At 72.7% G+C, this 16,097-nt stretch carries 16 protein-coding genes and 1 pseudogene; 8 read left to right on the top strand and 9 right to left on the bottom strand.

Annotated features, from left to right (window positions below; all coding sequences use genetic code 11):
* From AAG827_RS20090 to AAG827_RS20075, 4 genes and pseudogenes are all read right to left on the bottom strand, one after another.
* Positions 1-322 (bottom strand): annotated as a pseudogene (locus tag AAG827_RS20090) (hypothetical protein); the annotation flags it as partial.
* A 7-nt stretch (positions 323-329) separates the two neighbouring features.
* Complete coding sequence (locus tag AAG827_RS20085; protein ID WP_091115238.1) at positions 330-515, bottom strand: Trm112 family protein; 186 nt, start codon at positions 513-515, stop codon at positions 330-332.
* Positions 512-1,912: a phosphomannomutase/phosphoglucomutase gene (locus AAG827_RS20080; RefSeq protein WP_341927990.1), complete on the bottom strand. Its 1,401-nt coding sequence runs from the start codon at positions 1,910-1,912 to the stop codon at positions 512-514. Before AAG827_RS20080 ends, AAG827_RS20085 begins: the two co-directional genes overlap by 4 nt.
* A gap of 24 nt (positions 1,913-1,936) precedes the next feature.
* Positions 1,937-2,296, bottom strand: a complete 360-nt coding sequence (locus AAG827_RS20075) for a DUF3499 domain-containing protein (RefSeq protein ID WP_341927989.1) — start codon at positions 2,294-2,296, stop codon at positions 1,937-1,939.
* 50 nt (positions 2,297-2,346) lie between these two features.
* Here AAG827_RS20075 and AAG827_RS20070 point away from each other — a divergent pair, with 50 nt between their 5' ends.
* A complete protein-coding gene (locus tag AAG827_RS20070) occupies positions 2,347-2,769 on the top strand; it encodes a metallopeptidase family protein (RefSeq protein WP_341927988.1) in 423 nt (140 codons plus the stop codon).
* 18 nt (positions 2,770-2,787) lie between these two features.
* On the opposite strand, the gene AAG827_RS20065 is transcribed toward AAG827_RS20070, so the two are convergent.
* The 3 genes from AAG827_RS20065 to AAG827_RS20055 form a co-directional block, all read right to left on the bottom strand.
* Positions 2,788-4,155, bottom strand: a complete 1,368-nt coding sequence (locus AAG827_RS20065) for a DUF5719 family protein (RefSeq protein ID WP_341927987.1) — start codon at positions 4,153-4,155, stop codon at positions 2,788-2,790.
* On the bottom strand, positions 4,152-7,040 hold the full coding sequence (locus AAG827_RS20060) for a glycosyltransferase family 2 protein (protein WP_341927986.1): 2,889 nt from the start codon (positions 7,038-7,040) through the stop codon (positions 4,152-4,154). The genes AAG827_RS20065 and AAG827_RS20060 overlap by 4 nt, the downstream gene beginning before the upstream one ends.
* 94 nt (positions 7,041-7,134) lie before the next feature.
* Positions 7,135-7,389 carry a WhiB family transcriptional regulator gene (locus AAG827_RS20055; RefSeq protein WP_091026910.1) on the bottom strand — a complete coding sequence of 85 codons (255 nt, stop codon included), beginning with the start codon at positions 7,387-7,389 and terminating at the stop codon, positions 7,135-7,137.
* A 143-nt stretch (positions 7,390-7,532) separates the two neighbouring features.
* Between AAG827_RS20055 and cofD the strand changes: the two genes are divergently transcribed.
* Genes cofD through AAG827_RS20040 form a run of 3 tightly spaced genes read left to right on the top strand, consistent with a single transcriptional unit; the run spans position 7,533 to position 10,364 of the window.
* A complete protein-coding gene (cofD, locus tag AAG827_RS20050) occupies positions 7,533-8,594 on the top strand; it encodes a 2-phospho-L-lactate transferase (protein ID WP_341927985.1) in 1,062 nt (353 codons plus the stop codon).
* Complete coding sequence (cofE, locus tag AAG827_RS20045; protein WP_341927984.1) at positions 8,591-9,568, top strand: coenzyme F420-0:L-glutamate ligase; 978 nt, start codon at positions 8,591-8,593, stop codon at positions 9,566-9,568. Before cofD ends, cofE begins: the two co-directional genes overlap by 4 nt.
* Positions 9,569-9,608: 40 nt before the next feature.
* Positions 9,609-10,364, top strand: a complete 756-nt coding sequence (locus AAG827_RS20040; protein ID WP_341927983.1) for a DUF3105 domain-containing protein — start codon at positions 9,609-9,611, stop codon at positions 10,362-10,364.
* Between the two features lie 15 nt (positions 10,365-10,379).
* On the opposite strand, the gene AAG827_RS20035 is transcribed toward AAG827_RS20040, so the two are convergent.
* Complete coding sequence (locus tag AAG827_RS20035; protein ID WP_341927982.1) at positions 10,380-10,991, bottom strand: hypothetical protein; 612 nt, start codon at positions 10,989-10,991, stop codon at positions 10,380-10,382.
* A gap of 522 nt (positions 10,992-11,513) precedes the next feature.
* Between AAG827_RS20035 and AAG827_RS20030 the strand changes: the two genes are divergently transcribed.
* The 3 genes from AAG827_RS20030 to AAG827_RS20020 are packed head-to-tail and all read left to right on the top strand — an operon-like array spanning position 11,514 to position 14,393.
* Positions 11,514-12,875, top strand: coding sequence for an HNH endonuclease signature motif containing protein (locus AAG827_RS20030; protein ID WP_341927981.1), 1,362 nt, complete (start codon positions 11,514-11,516; stop codon positions 12,873-12,875).
* A 60-nt stretch (positions 12,876-12,935) separates the two neighbouring features.
* Positions 12,936-13,421, top strand: coding sequence for a hypothetical protein (locus AAG827_RS20025; protein ID WP_341927980.1), 486 nt, complete (start codon positions 12,936-12,938; stop codon positions 13,419-13,421).
* A gap of 36 nt (positions 13,422-13,457) precedes the next feature.
* Entirely contained in the window at positions 13,458-14,393 is a 936-nt protein-coding gene (locus AAG827_RS20020; protein ID WP_341927979.1) for a phosphotransferase, read from the top strand.
* 36 nt (positions 14,394-14,429) lie between these two features.
* On the opposite strand, the gene AAG827_RS20015 is transcribed toward AAG827_RS20020, so the two are convergent.
* Complete coding sequence (locus AAG827_RS20015; protein ID WP_341927978.1) at positions 14,430-15,509, bottom strand: mannose-1-phosphate guanylyltransferase; 1,080 nt, start codon at positions 15,507-15,509, stop codon at positions 14,430-14,432.
* 50 nt (positions 15,510-15,559) lie between these two features.
* On the opposite strand from AAG827_RS20015, the gene AAG827_RS20010 reads away from it, so the two are divergent.
* The coding region (locus tag AAG827_RS20010; protein ID WP_341927977.1) for a TIGR03089 family protein at positions 15,560-16,097 on the top strand (538 nt) is incomplete at its 3' end.

Raw genomic sequence — 16,097 nt, 5'->3', positions numbered from 1 at the left:
CGCCCCCGTCGGGGGCCAGCACGATCACCAGGTCGAGGCTTCCCGCCCAGCCGGGCAGCGCCTGGCCGGGCCAGGCCACGAACGGCACCGGGCACCAGGGCTCGAGGACCGCACGGAGCAGCCGCGAGTCGGGACCCGCGGCGATGATGGCCCGCGGCCGCGCCTGGTCGTGGCTGCGCGCCACGACGTCGGCGATCGCCTCGGCAGCGTCGCCGGCCTCACGTCGGACGCGGGCGCCCGACTCGGCCAGCGTGCGCAGTCGCAGGTCGGCCGCGCCGAGCGCGACCTCGTCATCGAGCCGCGACTCGTCGAACCAGGACATCGCGGGCCTACGCCGGCTTGCGGGCTTCGTCGACGAGCATCACGGGGATGTTGTCGCGGATCGGGTAGGCCAGGCCGCAGCCTTGGCAGACGAGCTCGGGGGTGGCGGTGTCGTCGCCCACGAGCTCGAGGTCGGTGTGGCAGGCCGGACACACGATGATGTCCAGCAGGGTGGGGTCGAGCTCGACGCTCATCGGCCGCTCCTGATCTGTGCGAGGACCTCGTCGCGGACGCGGTCCATAGTCTCGGTGTCCTTGCCCTCGGCGTTGAGCCGGAGCAGGGGCTCGGTGTTGGACGGCCGGACGTTGAAGGTCCAGTCGGGGTGGCTGACGGTGAGCCCGTCGAGCCGGTCGGTGGTGACGGCCTCCTGGCCGCCGTAGGCCTCCTCCAAGGCTGCCATGACGCCGATGGCGTCGGCGACCTCGGAGTTGATCTCGCCGCTGACGGGGTAGCGCTCGTACTGATCCAGCAGCTCCGAGAGCGTCCCGTCGGTCTCCGCGAGGGCCGCCATCGCGTGCAGGGCGGCGAGCATGCCCGAGTCGGCACGCCAGAAGTCGCGGAAGTAGAAGTGGCCGCTGTGCTCGCCGCCGAAGATGGCGTCGGTCTCGGCCATGGTGGCCTTGATGAAGGAGTGGCCGACGCGGGTGCGGACCGGCTTGCCGCCGAGCTCGGTGACGATCTCGGGCACCGCGCGGCTGGTGATCAGGTTGTGGATGATCGTCGCGCCCGGCTCCTTGGCCAGCGCGCGGGCCGCGATGAGGGCCGTCAGGGTGGAGGGCGAGACCGCCTGGCCGCGCTCGTCGACCAGGAAGCACCGGTCGGCGTCGCCGTCGAAGGCCAGGCCGATGTCGGCGCCCGTCTCGAGGACCTTGGCCTGGAGGTCGCGGAGGTTCTCGGCCTCGATCGGGTTGGCCTCGTGGTGAGGGAAGGAGCCGTCGAGCTCGAAGTAGAGCGGGACCAGGTCGACCTGGGCGTCTCCGAGGCGACGGAAGACGGCCGGCGCGGTGTGGCCGGCCATCCCGTTGCCCGCGTCGGCGACGACCTTGAGCCGACGACCGGTCACGGGCGCGAGGGTGAGCAGGTGGGCTGCGTAGGCCTCGAGCACGTCGGTCTCGCTGATCTCGCCGACGCTGAACGCCGGCGCGAAGTCACCGGAGACGACCAGGTCCCGGATGTCGGCCAACCCGGTCTCCATGCCGACCGGCGTCGCGTGGGCGCGGCACATCTTGATCCCGTTGTAGTTCGACGGGTTGTGGCTCGCGGTGAACATCGCACCGGGCAGCCCGAGGTGGCCGGACGCGAAGTAGAGCTGGTCGGTGGAGGCCAGGCCGATCATCACGACGTCGGCACCGGCTTGGGTCGCCCCGTCGGCGAAGGCCGCGGCCATGCCCGGCGAGGTCGGGCGCATGTCGTGACCCACCACGACCTGGGTGGCACCCACGACCTGGACGTAGGCCTGACCGGTGGCCCGGGCGAGCTCCTCGTCCATCTGGTCGGGGACCGTGCCGCGCACGTCGTAGGCCTTGAAGATGGCGCTGATGTTGGCGGGGTCCAGGGTGCCCGACGTGACGTCGTGAGGGCTGTCTGCCATGCGGCAGACAGTAGTGGAGATCCCTCAGTCGCTGGTCAGCACCCGCAGGTGCCCGCGCCGCGTGGACTCGTGGCCGGTCTCGTCCTCGGGCGCCACACGGGCGACCGGTGCAGGGCGGGCGGCCTCGCGCACGGCGTCGGCGAGGGCGAGCAGGTCGTCGCCCGACGGCCCGGTCTCGCGAGGGTCGCCCTGGAGTCGGATGACCTCCCACCCGCGGGGGGCCGAGAGCCGCTCGCTGTGGAGGGCGCAGAGGTCGTAGGCGTGGGGCTCGGCGTAGGTCGCGAGCGGCCCCAGCACCGCCGTGGAGTCGGCGTAGACGTAGGTCAACGTGTTGACCGCTGGACGCCCACACGGGGATCGCGAACAACGACGGGCAAGACTCACGAGCGTGACCGTACCGGTCCACACCCCCACCGCCGTTTAGGCTCGCGGCTGTGAGCGACACCGGCCGGACCCGAGACCGACGCGGCCGCGGCATGCGCGGGCCCGCCGTCATGCCCCGCACCCCCGGCCGACCAGAGCTCAGGACCGCGCGCGAGCGCTTCGACGCGCTGGTGCTCGACGTCGTGACCGCCATCGACGAGCGGTGGTCGTCGCGGCTGGGACTGGTGGAGTACGCCGTCGAGGACACGCCCCTGGTCCCCGACGACTGGGCGGGCACCGTGCCGCTCTCGTCGCTGGTGCGCGGCACGGGCACCCAGGCCACGCGGCTGGTGCTCTTCCGCCGGCCGATCGAGCACCGTTGCGAGACCCGCTCGGACCTCGAGGCGCTGGTGCTGACCCTGGTGGTGGAGCAGGTCGCCGAGCTGCTGGGGATCGACGCCGAGGACGTCGACCCGCGCTACTCCGCGGACTGACGCGCGGGGGCCCGCGCGTCAGGGCAAGCCGGGACCCACGGACGCCACCAGGCCGCTGGTGACCTGGGGCCGCAGCCGGACGACGGTGGATCCTCGTCCGGGGCCCTCGGCCTCGCTCACGAGGAGCGAGGCGACGACGGAGACCTGACGGGGCGTGACGGTGACCAGCGCGGTGCGGCGCGGGAGGTCGAGGGCGTAGCCGCGCCCGGGGAGGACCTCGGTGCGCTCCTCGGCCAGCACGCTCCCGTCGGCGGCCAGGGCCGTCACCGAGACCGAGCCGGAGCGCGAGGCGCCGGCGAGCAGCAGCCGCTTGTCCCCGACGGGGGCGAGGACGGTGGTGGCCTCGTCGACCGGGAGGCCGCTGACCGCGTGGGACAGGTCGCGGGCGACGTAGGACCGCACGCTCGCCGTGATGGGCTGAGGGGCGTCGACGAGCAGCCCGAGGGTGCCGTCGGCGGCGCTGGTGCCGAGCAGGTCGGAGAGCGAGACGCGGGTGACGCTCTGGGGCGCGAGCACGACCTCGTCGAGGCCCGACGGGGTGAAGACCGACTCGGGAGAGACCAGCTGCACGCGGGCCCGGGTCTCGCTGTCCCCGGGGTTGAGCAGCGTGAGCGTGCGCAGGCCCGAGCCGGGGGCGAGGCCGAGCAGCAGGTTGCTGCGCGCCGGCTCCGGCTGGGCGCCCAGCCAGTCGGTCGAGGAGCCGCCGGTGCCGAGCTCGGCGTAGCGGTCGCGGATGCTCGCGGAGACCCGGCCCCTCGAGGTCGTCACGTGCAGGGCGAGCTCGTCGCGGCGCGGGATGACCTTCCCCAGGTCGAGGCGTACGACGCCCCGTCCCGGGACGGCCACGCCGCGCAGGTCGGGCGCGTCGACGATGCCGCTGACGCCGTAGAGCGTGGCGTCGATGACCGCGGGTCCCGCGTCGGGGTTGACCAGCTCGAGGACCGAGGTGTGCCGGGCACCGGAGCCGACGCCGGTGAACCACTGGTCGGAGGCGGGCGCACGGCACTCGGCGGCGGCCACGGGGCTGGCGAAGCGGCCGGCGAGCAGGCCGGGCGCGACCTCGCCGTCGGCGCGGACGACGAGCGGGCCGTCGCCGCCGTCCAGCGTGGTGATGCGACCGGGCTCGATGTCGGCGCTGCCCTCGCGGTCGCCGAGGCGGAAGTCGATCGGACCACCGACGTCCGAGACCGAGGTCACGTAGGCCTCCGGGTCGCCGCTCGGGCAGATCGCGACCGCGCGGGTCAGCGGGGTCTGCTCGGGCGGCCGGGGGCCGGGGGTGGGGACGTCGGGGCGCACCAGCAGCAGGGCCGCGACCGTGAGCAGGGGCAGCAGGACCGCCAGCACGGTGGTCACGTCGAGGCGTCGGCGCAGCGGGGTGCGGGTCATCGACGTCTCCTCTCGGTGGTGGGGGCGCAGAGCACGGCGACCACCACGATCGCCAGCCCCTGGAGCACGACCAGCCCGAGGTGCAGCCAGTCGGTCGGACCCTCGACAGCCTGCTCGTCGAGCGCGCGCCCGACCTGCCAGGCCCGGGTCTCGCGGTCCTCGGCGCTGGCCTGGACGAGTCCGCCGGTCGAGTCGAGCAGGGCGGCCACGTCGCCGTCGGCGGGCGAGGGCATCACGACGTACTCGATGCCCTGGGTCGCGAGGCGGTCGACGACGTCGGGGCCGGGTCGCGACAGCAGGGTCTGCACCAGGTCGGTGAACGCGGTGTCCTCAGGGGTGCGGGTGAGGATCTCGTCCTCCCCCAGCGTCACCCCGTCGCCGCGGCGCACGACGTAGTCCAGGCCCTCCTCGACCGAGCCGCGCACCACCAGGATGCCGTGCTCGTCGCCGGTCATCGAGCTCTGCACCATGTAGGCAGGGATGTCGGTGTCCTCGGTGTCAGCGAGGCCGTCGTGGCCCCCGATGCCGAACCACACCAGCCCACCGAGGGGGACGACGGCAGCCACGACCGCGACGAGGCTCACGAGCGTGCGCCGCGCCCCGACGTGGGTGAGCGTGGCGGCTGCCAGGCCCTGGCCGCCCAGCGTCGCGGCCGTGACGAGCGCACCCTGGAGGACGACGACCAGGAAGCCGATGCCGAGCGGGGTGGTCGTGGTGTCGAGGGTGACCGTGAGGTTGCCGAGCACCGCCGCCAGCACGCCCGCGACCAGCGCGACGATCCAGCACACGAGGACCGGGATCCGCGTCGCACGGGGCAGCAGCGCGCCGAGCGCGGCGACCAGCACGAGGACACCGAGCCACCACGGCGCGCCGAGGTCGCCGATGCGACCCGACAGCAGGTCGAGGGTGTCGACCGCCGGCAGCGGCAGCCGACCGACGTCGAGCACCAGCCCGGAGGCGGCACCGTGCACGAGCGAGGGCAGCCACCAGGGGGCCAGCAGGACGGGCACCGTGAGGACCGCCGCCGCGGGCGGGCCCCAGGTGGAGCGGTCGCGCATGGCGCTCGGCACGATCGCGAAGGCCGCGGCCACCACGACCAGGCCGACCACGAGGCCGAAGAGCCACGCCACCGGGGCGAAGGCGCTGACGAGGGCCAGCAGCAGCGCCGTGCGCCACCCGGCGCGCCAGCGGCGGTCGGCCGAGGGGTCGGCGAACCCGAGCGCGGCGTGGGCCAGCCACGGCAGCAGGACCGCGGTCACGACCGGGCCGAGCCGGCCGTCGCCCCAGGCGCCGCTGACGACGGGCACGAGGGCGTAGGTGGTGGCGCCCCAGAGCAGCACCCAGCGAGGGGCGCCCTGCGGGCTGACGAGCCGGCCGGTCACGCGCAGGAAGCGCCAGGCGCCCCAGACGCCGGCGGGCACGGCGAGGACCAGCAGCGCCGAGACGGTGAGGGTGGTGCCGAGCACCGAGCCGAGGAGGGCCAGCGGGAGCAGGTAGGCCGGGGCCGGCACGGCGCTGCCCTGGCCGAGCGCGTGCCAGGACTCCAGGTGCAGGCCCCACCAGTCGCTGACGGACTCGGGCACCGGCGAGAGCCCCCCGCCCACCACGGAGCCGAAGGCCTCGCGCGCCCCGACCAGCGCGGCGACGACGAAGAGCGCGAGCAGGACCGCGATCGGGTTGGTCAGGAAGCGCGCGACGACACCGGTGTCCTCGAAGGCGTCCTCGTCGTCGAGGGTCGGTCGTCGCGTGACCATCGACGACGGGTCGCGCTCGAGCGCCGCCGCCCGGCGTCGCTCGGCGACGTCGGCGGCCTGGTGGGTGGCCGCCGCCGCGAGGTCGCTCACGAAGTCGAGGCCGTGGCGGTAGGGCAGCCAGGGTGGGGCCAGCAGGTCGGAGACGTCGGCCGCACCCTCCCCGTGCCGCTGCCGACGCTCACGACGGGCCGTCAGGACCCGGCGCGGGCTGGAGTAGACGGAGACCAGCGCGGCGAGCTCGTCGAGCGCCTCACCGACGGAGCGGACCAGCAGGAAGCCGACCATCCGCAGCAGCGTCCCGAGCCCGAGGCGGAGCACCTGGATGGGCAACGCCCGGGTCCGGCTGTTGACCAGCAGCGTCCACAGCGCCGCGCGGCGCTCCTGGTAGTGCGTGTGCCGCCCGGTCAGGGGCGTACGACGGATCCCGCGGTGGGCGGCCTCGGCGTGGAAGACGACGGCCTGGGGCACGACGATCGTGGTGTGACCGGCTGCGGCGGCGCGCCAGCCGAAGTCGAGGTCGTTGCCGAAGATCGGCAGCTGGTCGTCGAGACCGCCGAGCTCCTCGAGGACCGTGCGGCGCACCAGCATGCCGGCGGTGTTGACCGCGAGCACCCGTCGTACGTCGTCGTGCTGGCCCTGGTCGTACTCGCCACGCTCGAGCCCGGTCTCGCGGCGGCCGGTGCCGGAGATCGTGACGCCGACCTCGAGCAGGCGCTTGAGCGAGGGCCACTCCCGCAGCGTCGGACCGAGGACATCGGCCTCGGGGTGCTGCTCGGCTGCGGCGAGCAGGGTCGCGAGAGCGCTCGGCGCAGGATTGGCGTCGTCGTGCAGGACCCACACCCACTCCGGTGGCGCACCGGCGGCGGCGAGCTGCTCGAGGCCGAGGTCGAGGGCCGCCGGGAAGTGCGTGGAGCCGGGCACCCGCAGGGCCGGTCCGTGCTGCGCCGCGAGGGCCGCGTCGAGCAGGTCGGCGCTCTCGTCCTTGCTGCCGGTGTCGACGGCCACGACCCGGTCGACCGGACGGGTCTGGGCCGCCAGGCCCTCCAGCACCGCGGGCAGCCAACGGGCGCCGTCGTGGCTGACGAGCAGCACTGCGACGGTCGGGGCCGAGGTCTCCGGGGGCGCTGACACGATCGGCCACCCTAGTCGGGGTCGCGCCAGCCCCGAAATGCCCCAGAAATGGCAGGAACCCCGGCCGCTCGGGCCGGGGTATTCCTGTCCATCGTCAGACTGCGCGCTTCTTCAACTTGCGGCGCTCCCTCTCGGAGAGACCACCCCAGATGCCGAAACGCTCGTCGTTGAACAACGCGGCCTCGAGACAGTCGTCTCGGACCTCGCACGTGAGACAGACCTTCTTGGCCTCTCTCGTCGACCCACCCTTCTCAGGGAAGAACGCCTCGGGGTCGGTCTGCGCGCACAACGCGCGATCCTGCCAACCCGCATCCTCGGCGTCCGGTTCGAGAAGAAACAGTTCTCTCACGGTCTTCACCCTTTCGACCCAGCAACACCCCGAACAACACTGTGGGAATTACATGCCTGTCGTACCCCGGAAGTCAAGCGCCGATCTGCTAAGGAATGAGCCGCCTGGGCTGCGGCGTGGCGACGTGCGGCAAGGTAGCGGCCATGCCGGATCGCTCATCAGTCCCCTCCACACCTCCTGACCTGCGCCGGATCACCGTCCTCTCGGGCGGCATGGGCGGCGCCAAGTTCCTCCAGGGACTCACCCACGGGATCCGCTCCGGGAGCCTGCCCGGGGTCGCTCCTGACGCGGTCGTCACGGTCGTCGCCAACACCGCCGACGACATCTGGGTGCACGGCCTCAAGGTCTGCCCGGACCTCGACACCGTGATGTACACCTTGGGCGACGGCATCGACCTCGAGCGCGGCTGGGGTCGTCGCGACGAGTCGTGGAGCGTCAAGGACGAGCTGGCGGCGTACGGCGTCGAGCCGACGTGGTTCGGCCTCGGGGACCGCGACGTGGCGACCCACCTGGTGCGCACCCAGATGCTCGACGCCGGCTACCCCCTCTCGCAGGTGACCGAGGCGCTGTGCCGCCGCTGGCTCCTCCCGACCCTCGGCGAGAGCGTCCGTCTCCTGCCGATGACCGACGACCGCGTCGAGACCCACGTGGCGATCGCCGACGCCGACTCGCCCAGCGGACGGCGCGTGGTGCACTTCCAGGAGTACTGGATCCGGCTGCGCGCCTCCGTGCCCGCCGAGACCGTGCTCTTCGTGGGGCTCGCGGACTCCTCCCCCGGCCCCGGGGTCATCGACGCGATCACCGACGCCGACCTGGTCATCCTCCCGCCGTCCAACCCGGTCGTCTCGGTCGGCACGATCCTGGGCGTGCCCCGCGTCCGCGAGGCCGTCGCGGCCACGCGGGCTCCGGTCGTGGGACTGTCGCCGATCGTCGGCGGCACCCACGTGCGCGGGATGGCCGAGCAGATGCTCAACGCGATCGGCGTGGAGGTCAGCGCCGCGGGGGTGGGGCTGCACTACGGCGCCCGCTCCGAGGGTGGGCTCCTCGACGGGTGGCTGGTCGACGAGCGCGACGCCGACTCCGTGCCCCGACTGACCGACGCCGGTCTCGCGTGCCGCGCTGTGCCCCTGATGATGCGCGACCACGACGCGACCGCCGCGATGGCCGCTGCCGCGATCGAGCTGGTGGGCCGAGCCGCCCGATGAGCACCGTCTCCGTCACCGCGCCCGACGGCCTCCCCGAGGTGCGCGCCGGCGTCGATCTGGCCACCCTCCTGGCCCCGGTGCTGGCGCCGCTCGCCGACGGCGACGTCGTGGTGGTCACCAGCAAGGTCGTCAGCAAGGCCGAGGGACGCGTCGTGGCGGGCACCACCCGTGAGGAGGCGCTCGCCGGCGAGACCGACCGCGTGGTGGCCCGCAAGGGACCGACGCAGATCGTGCGCACCCACCACGGGCTGATCATGGCCGCGGCCGGGATCGACGCCTCCAACGTCGAGCAGGGCTCGATCGTGCTGCTGCCGGTGGACCCCGACGCGTCCGCCCGGTCGCTGCGCGCCTCCCTGCTCGCGATCACGGGGGCCAACGTCGGCGTGATCGTCACCGACACCGCCGGCCGGGCCTGGCGCGAGGGACAGACCGACATCGCCATCGGTGCTGCGGGCCTGCTGGTCGCCGAGGACTTCGCCGGCCGGGTCGACGGGCACGGCAACGAGCTCGCCGTCACCGCGCCGGCCGTGGCCGACGAGATCGCCGGCATGGCCGAGCTCGCCCAGGGCAAGCTCGGCGGGCGTCCGGTCGCCGTCGTGCGCGGGCGCGCCGACCTGGTCCTGCCCCGCGGGGACGACGGCACCGGCGCCGTCGCGCTGGTGCGCGCCGAGGGAGCCGACCTGTTCGGGTTCGGGGCCCGCGAGGCGGTGCTGCGGGCGGTGGCCGGAGACCCGGGCGACCAGGCGGTCTTCGGCACCCCGGCGAGCACCGAGGAGCTGCTGCGCGCGCTGGACGTCGCCGCGCGCAGCACCGGCGGCACCACGACGGCGTACGACGGCGGTGTCGAGGTCAGCGACAGCCGCGAGCCGGCCCTCGTGCTGGTGCTCGCCTTCGCGCACGGGTGGGTGCCCGACGCGGCACCGGCCGGGACGACTCGGCGGGACCGCCTGCGACTCCGCCCGTCGACTCCGTAGACTCACCGCGACCCCGCCCCGAACCGAGGTAGACCCAACCGTGGCCAAGCAAGCCAAGTCCGACCGCCAGAAGGTCATCGACGACATCCGCAAGAAGCAGAAGGGCGCCGAGAAGCGCCGCGGCTTCATGATCGTCGGTGTCTGCGTCGTCGTCGCCCTGCTCATCATCGGCGCCGCGTCCTACCGGCCCCTCAAGAACGCCTGGGACCTGCGCAAGTTCAACGACCTGGGCCTCGCCAGCATCGGCGCTGCCCCGTCGGTGTGCGAGAAGGTCACGACCAAGACCGCCGAGGGCAACAACGACCACATCCCGACGGACACGCCGGTCGTCTACGAGGACGCCCCGCCGGCCTTCGGTCCCCACTGGAACGAGTTCGGCGTCGCGCCGGCCCCCATGGACCGCAAGTTCTACACCGACTCCGACCGCCCGGCGCTGGAGTCGCTGGTCCACAACCTCGAGCACGGCTACACGGTCGTCTGGTACGACGAGACCGTCGCCGCCGACGACGACGCGCTCACCGAGCTGAGGGCCGTCGCCAAGAAGTTCCCCGGCACGGACAACTACCGCTACAAGTTCATCGCGGCCCCGTGGACCTCCGAGGACGAGGACGGCGCGTCGTTCCCCGAGGGCACGCACGTGGCCTACACCCACTGGTCCGTGGGCGGCGAGGGCGAGACCGACGCGGCCAAGCAGGTCGGCGTGTGGCAGTACTGCTCGGAGTTCAGCGGCGAGGCCCTCGAGACCTTCATGCTCGACTACCCCTACCTCGACTCCCCCGAGCCGACCGTCCAGTAGTCGCCTCGACGGTCGTCACCAGCCGCCGGGGAACCGGGCCGAGCTGGCGACGACCACGAGCAGCACGGCGAGCGAGATCGTCGCGGCGAGCAGCAGCTCACGACCCACGTGTCTCCAGGGCTCGACGAGCAGCAGGCCGAGGCCGACCAGGGCTGTTGCAGCGGGCAGGGCGAGGAGGGGCGCCAGCGGCTCCGCCACGCCTGCGGCAAGCCCCAGCACTCCCCCGCCGATGGCCGCACGCCGGTAGTCGACCGGGCGGACCCCGCGGGGAAGGCCCACCAGGGTCACCGTGGCGCTCGACGGCAGCTGGTCGGGCGCGAGGACCCGCAGCAGCAGGGTCGCGGTCGCCGGGTCCGTCACCACGACGACGTCGCGGAACCGGTCGCGCAGCGCGCGGTCACGCACCAGCTCGTCCAGCCGGTGACCACGGTCGACCTGGGGGAACTTCACGGGCGCCAGCAGCACCTCGACCTGCGGCTCGACCTGGAGGGCACGCACCAGGGCGGCCGCCTCGGCGGTCGGAGCGGTGAGGACCAACGGGTCCCGACCGAGGTCGGTGCGCAGCCGCCTCACCTCCGCCTCGGCTGCTGTCGTGCTGACCACGAGGATGCGCTGGTGATCTGGCACGACGGCGACGATAGCGGGAGGCCGGGCACATCACCTCGGTGGTCGAGCCCGATGAGCACCGCAAGGAGCCCCTTCGGTGGTCGAGCAGCGAGCGGTCGTCGAGACCCGGTGAGCCGAGAGGCGGCCGGGGGAGGTGGTCGTACGGCGGGGTCTCGACGTGCGTTCGTCGCTGGCGCTCCTCACTGCTCGACCACCGGTGGTCGAGCCCGACGAGCGCCAGCAAGGAGGCGTCGAAACCGGCTGGACCCCGCGCTTGCGGGGTGGTCACACGTTTGGCCACCGGAGAGGGCCCTCCCTGGACGAGCCCGACCGATCGTCGGTCGAGCCCGACCTTCGGTGGTCGAGCCCGACGAGCGCCAGCGAGGAGGCGTCGAGACCCTCACGGTGGTTGAGGTGCGAGCGCAGAGCCGCTCACGGTGGTTGAGGTGCGAGCGCAGCGAGCCTCGAAACCACCCACCGGACGGCGGATACATGTGAAATTGTGCTTGTCAACCGAACGTGTCTTCGACTACACTAGATGCCATGACCACCGTCATCGACCCCCACCAGGTCGACGACGACGCGCCCACCCCCACCGACCTCATCACCCTGGTCCGACAGACTCGAGCAGCCGCCGACCAGGCCGCCCTCGACCTGTTCCACCTCGCGATCGCGTGGGCCCACGCCCACCCCGAGACCCCGGGCGACCAGTCCTGGAAAACACCCAGGCGCGCCCACGTGCCGGCCGGTGAGCTCGGCGACCGGGACGACCGCACCCCCAGGACCGGTGACCTCGACGAGGACCAGTGGTTCGGCATCCCACCCATCGCGTGGAACGCCGCCGCACCCTTCGCGACCGCCAACAACATGTCCACCACGGCCGGTCGGGCATTCATCCGCGACAGCCTCGTCATCCGGCACCGCATGCCCCGACTCCACGCCAAAGTGTCCTCCGGGAAGGTCCCCGTCTGGCGGGCGCACCGCATCGCCCGCGCCGTCCTCGGCACACCGAGGGACGTCATCGAGCACGTCGACCAGGCGATCGCCCCCATCGCGGACACCGCCGGCCTCGTCACCGTCGACCGCCTCATCGACGAAGCACGGCTCGAGATGTACGCCGAGCTCGTCGAGATCGAGTCCCTGGAAGCCCTCGAGCACCGCCACGTCACCCTCGACGAGAGGACCATGGGCCACACCGGGATCGCCACCATGGACATCCGTGCCGACTGGGCCGACCTCCACGACTTCGACACCGCCCTGTCACAGGTCGCCGAGGCGCTCAAGAGGGACGGCTCCCTCGAGACCCTCGACGTCCGCCGCTCCATGGCGGTCGGGATCCTCGCCGACCCCGCCCGGGCCCTCGCCCTCCTCAACCACCAGGACGCGCCGGCACCGAGCAAGAGCATCGTGGCCTACGTCCACCTCAACCAGGACGCCCTCGAAGGCCGCGGACTCCTCGCCACCGACGAGCACGGCCACACCCTCCTCGCCACCACCGTCCGCGACTGGCTCGCCCGCCAAGACCGCCACGTCACCATCCGCCCCGTCCTCGACCTGCGCGACCACTGCGCAGGCGGCCACAATGCCGGCCACGACGGCTCAGACCCCTACGTCCCGGCCCACCTGATCGCTGAGAAGGTCCGGCTCCGCAACCCCACCTGCGTCTTCCCCCACTGCTCAAAGCCCTCACGCAGCTGCGACCTCGACCACCTGATCGCCCACGCAACGTCAGGCGTGACGTGCGAGTGCAACCTGGCACCCCTGTGTCGACATCACCACCAGCTCAAGACCCACGCCGGCTGGCGCTACCAACAACTCACACCCGGCACCTTCCTCTGGCGCGAACCCCACGGCCAGACCCTCCTCACCACCCCACAAGGCACGAGAGACCTCACTGACCCCTGACTGGCCGAGCACTAGGGCAGGCTCAAGGACATGACTCATGCCATGACAGTCGTGCAGGCCGTGACCGTCTACGAGCTGCTCGACGCGGCTGGTGTCAGGTGCTGGGTGATGGGCGGCTGGGGTGTGGACGCCCTTCTCGGCCGTGTGACCCGGGAGCACAAGGATCTGGACCTTCTCGTGCACCGCGCGGACCTGGCCCGGTACACCGACCTGACGGGGAGCGGAGGGTTCGCTCGCAAGCTGGAGTGGTCGGAGAACCGGTCTGTGGAGATCGACGGCGTCACCTCCGACACGGCGTTCGTCGATGCGCATCCAGACGGGCGCGAGATCGACGTCCACGTGGTCGACGTGCTCGACGACGAGGTGATCCAGCTCCACGATGGTCCCTGGCCGCTGCCGACCGACACGCTGTCGGGTCGAGGGATCCTTGCTGGTCGGGCAGTGCGGTGCGTGTCGCGTGACGCACAGCTCGCCATGCACTCCTGCTACGACCTCCCGGAGAAGCACCGGGAGGATGTGCGGCTCCTTCAGGCACCGCTGCCCTGAGACCGCCCATCGGGCGCCTCGTGCGAGGCTGCGAGCGTGCCATGGGACCCGACTGACGCGACGGACCTGCTGCGGCGGGCCGGCCTGAGCCCTCGGGACGTGCTCGGCTCGGGAATCGAGGGCACGGTCGTGGACCTCGGCGACGGCACGGTGGCCAAGGTGTGGTCCGGTCGCGGCATGGCCGACCTGATCGTGCTCCGTCAGTTCTACGACGCCGTGGAACGAGGTCGACCGGCCACCTCAGCCGTCGCCCTGCCGCACATCCTCGACCTTCGCGAGGTCGACGGGACACCCGTCTCGATCGAGCAGCGACTGTCGGGCGAGCCGGTGTGGCGAGCCGACGGCACCTCGCCCCACCTGACCACCAGGCACGTCGACGCGATGATCGAGGCCTTGGCCGCGCTCGCAGCGATCCCCGGGGACCCAGCCTTCCGCACCCTCCCGATGCTCCCGGGCGAGCCACCGTTCGCACCGGACGCGCCGTTCGAGACCGAGCTCGCTGCTCTCGTCACCCGACGGGCAGAACGGTTCGCGCGCCCACTTCGTGTGGCGATCCCCGATGTCGACGTCCTGGTGGCGCAGACCGCCGAGGCCCTCCACGGGCTCGACCCCGCCACTCCCACCCTCGTCCACGGCGACCTGATCGCGGCGAACGTGATGACCGGCGGAGAACATGCGTCCGCCGTCCTCGACTTCGGCTTCATGACGACCGCGGGAGACCCTCTGTTCGACGTCGCCGTCACGGCCAGCATCTTCGACATGTACGGCCCTCGCTCGCGAGAGGTCGAGCGCGAGCTGGACCGAGCCTTCCTGTCCGTCTTCCCAGGCGATGGCCGCCGCTGCTCGATCTACCGCGCCGCCTACGCCCTGACGACGGCGAGCTGCTTCGGGGCCGACGACTCCGACGGCCACTTCGCCTGGTGCGTGCGCATGCTCGCCCGACCGGACGTCCGGGACGCGCTCCGAGGCTGAGTCCCCATCTCCGAGGAGGCAGGACGGGAGGACGGCTCAGGTCAGCTCCGGGCGACTCTGCTTCAGCTCCCCCACGACCTGCTTGACGTCCTGGGCGCGTGCGCGCGTGGTGATCAGCAGCGCGTCGGGAGTGTCCACGACGACCACGTCGTCGAGCCCGACGACCGCGATCACCTTGCCACCCTGGGGGACGACGAGGCCGGAGGCGTCGAGCATCCGCACCAGGGTCGCGTCGCCGAGCACGGTCGCGCCGGAGCGGGAGTCGTCCTCGAGCAGCGTGGCCAGCGAGTCGAAGTCGCCGATGTCGTCCCAGCCGAAGGAGGCCGGCACCGTGACGACCTTGCCGGCAGCGGCGGCCGGCTCCGCGACCGCGTGGTCGAGGGCGATCTTGGGGAGGGTCTGCCAGCGCTCCTCCAGCAGCGACCGGTCGGCCGCGATCTCGCGGAGGGCGGCCGCGAAGGCCGGGTCGGACATGGCGAGGAGGTCGAGCAGCACGGTGGGGCGGACCACGAACATCCCGGCGTTCCAACGGAACCGCCCGGTGGCGAGGTAGTCCTCGGCCACGGTCACCGACGGCTTCTCCACGAACTCGCGCACCGAGCTCGCGCCCGGGTGGTCCGGGAGGGGATCGCCCAGGTGGATGTAGCCGAAGGCCGAGGACGGGAAGGTGGGCTCGATGCCGAGCGTCACCAGCCACCCGTCGCGGGCGACCTCGACCGCCGTGCGCACGCAGTCGCCGAAGGCGGCGACGTCGGCGATGACGTGGTCGGCGGCGAAGGAGCCCATCACCGCGTCGGGGTCGGCGACCTCGAGGAGGGCGGCGGCCAGACCGATGGCGGCCATGGAGTCGCGGGCCGACGGCTCGGCCAGGATCGCGTCGTCGCCGAGGGCGTCGAGCTGCTCGGCGACCGCGTCGCGGTGCGCACGACCCGTCACGACGAGGAACCGGTCCTCGGCCAGGGACGCGAGCCGGTCGTAGGTCTCCTGGAGCATGGAGCGCCCGCCGCCGGTGAGGTCGCGCAGGAACTTCGGTGAGGTGGATCGCGACAGCGGCCACAGGCGGGTGCCCGCTCCGCCGGCCGGGATCACGGCCCAGAAGTGCTCGATGTGGGTCATGGTCGGAGCCTAGTGAGGGCAGGCGCACGGCACTGCGGAACACTCGCCCTGTGACGACCTTCGCAGCAGTCCTCGCCGCCCAGCTCCGCACCGAGCCCGGCCGTCCGCTCGTGACGTTCTACGACGACGCGACCGGTGAGCGCACCGAGCTGTCGGTGACGACCTACGCCAACTGGGTGGCCAAGGCCGCCTCCCTGCTGGTGGAGGAGCTCGACCTCGAGCGCGGCGACACCCTGCGGGTCGACCTGCCGGCCCACTGGCTCGGTCCGGTCTTCCTCGGCGCGGCCTGGACCGCGGGCCTGGTCGTGGTCGACGACGAGGACCCTGACGCGGTCGTGTGCGGCCCCGACACCCTGGACCACTGGGCCGGGCGGGCCGACGACCTCGTGGTCCTCGCGTGCTCGCTGCGCCCGATGGGGGTGCGCTTCGCCGACGACGTGCCGGCCGGGGTCCACGACGTCGGCATCGAGGTCTGGTCGCAGCCCGACTCGTTCATCCCGTGGGACCCCTCCCAGCCCGCCGACGACGCGACGCGCCTCGGTGGCGTCACCCTCACCCAGGCCGAGCTGTGGGAAGCGGCCGCCGACG

This window comes from Nocardioides psychrotolerans (assembly GCF_943371775.1).
Lineage (GTDB): Bacteria > Actinomycetota > Actinomycetes > Propionibacteriales > Nocardioidaceae > Nocardioides > Nocardioides psychrotolerans_A.
This window is presented reverse-complemented; position numbering and strand designations above follow the sequence as displayed.

Bases quoted from the DNA above. Each gene is read 5' to 3' on its own strand.
- AAG827_RS20015 (WP_341927978.1), bottom strand. From the start codon at position 15,509: ATGACCCACATCGAGCACTTCTGGGCCGTGATCCCGGCCGGCGGAGCG.
- AAG827_RS20030 (WP_341927981.1), top strand. From the start codon at position 11,514: ATGACCACCGTCATCGACCCCCACCAGGTCGACGACGACGCGCCCACC.
- AAG827_RS20065 (WP_341927987.1), bottom strand. From the start codon at position 4,155: ATGACCCGCACCCCGCTGCGCCGACGCCTCGACGTGACCACCGTGCTG.
- cofD (WP_341927985.1), top strand. From the start codon at position 7,533: ATGCCGGATCGCTCATCAGTCCCCTCCACACCTCCTGACCTGCGCCGG.
- AAG827_RS20080 (WP_341927990.1), bottom strand. From the start codon at position 1,912: ATGGCAGACAGCCCTCACGACGTCACGTCGGGCACCCTGGACCCCGCC.
- AAG827_RS20085 (WP_091115238.1), bottom strand. From the start codon at position 515: ATGAGCGTCGAGCTCGACCCCACCCTGCTGGACATCATCGTGTGTCCG.
- cofE (WP_341927984.1), top strand. From the start codon at position 8,591: ATGAGCACCGTCTCCGTCACCGCGCCCGACGGCCTCCCCGAGGTGCGC.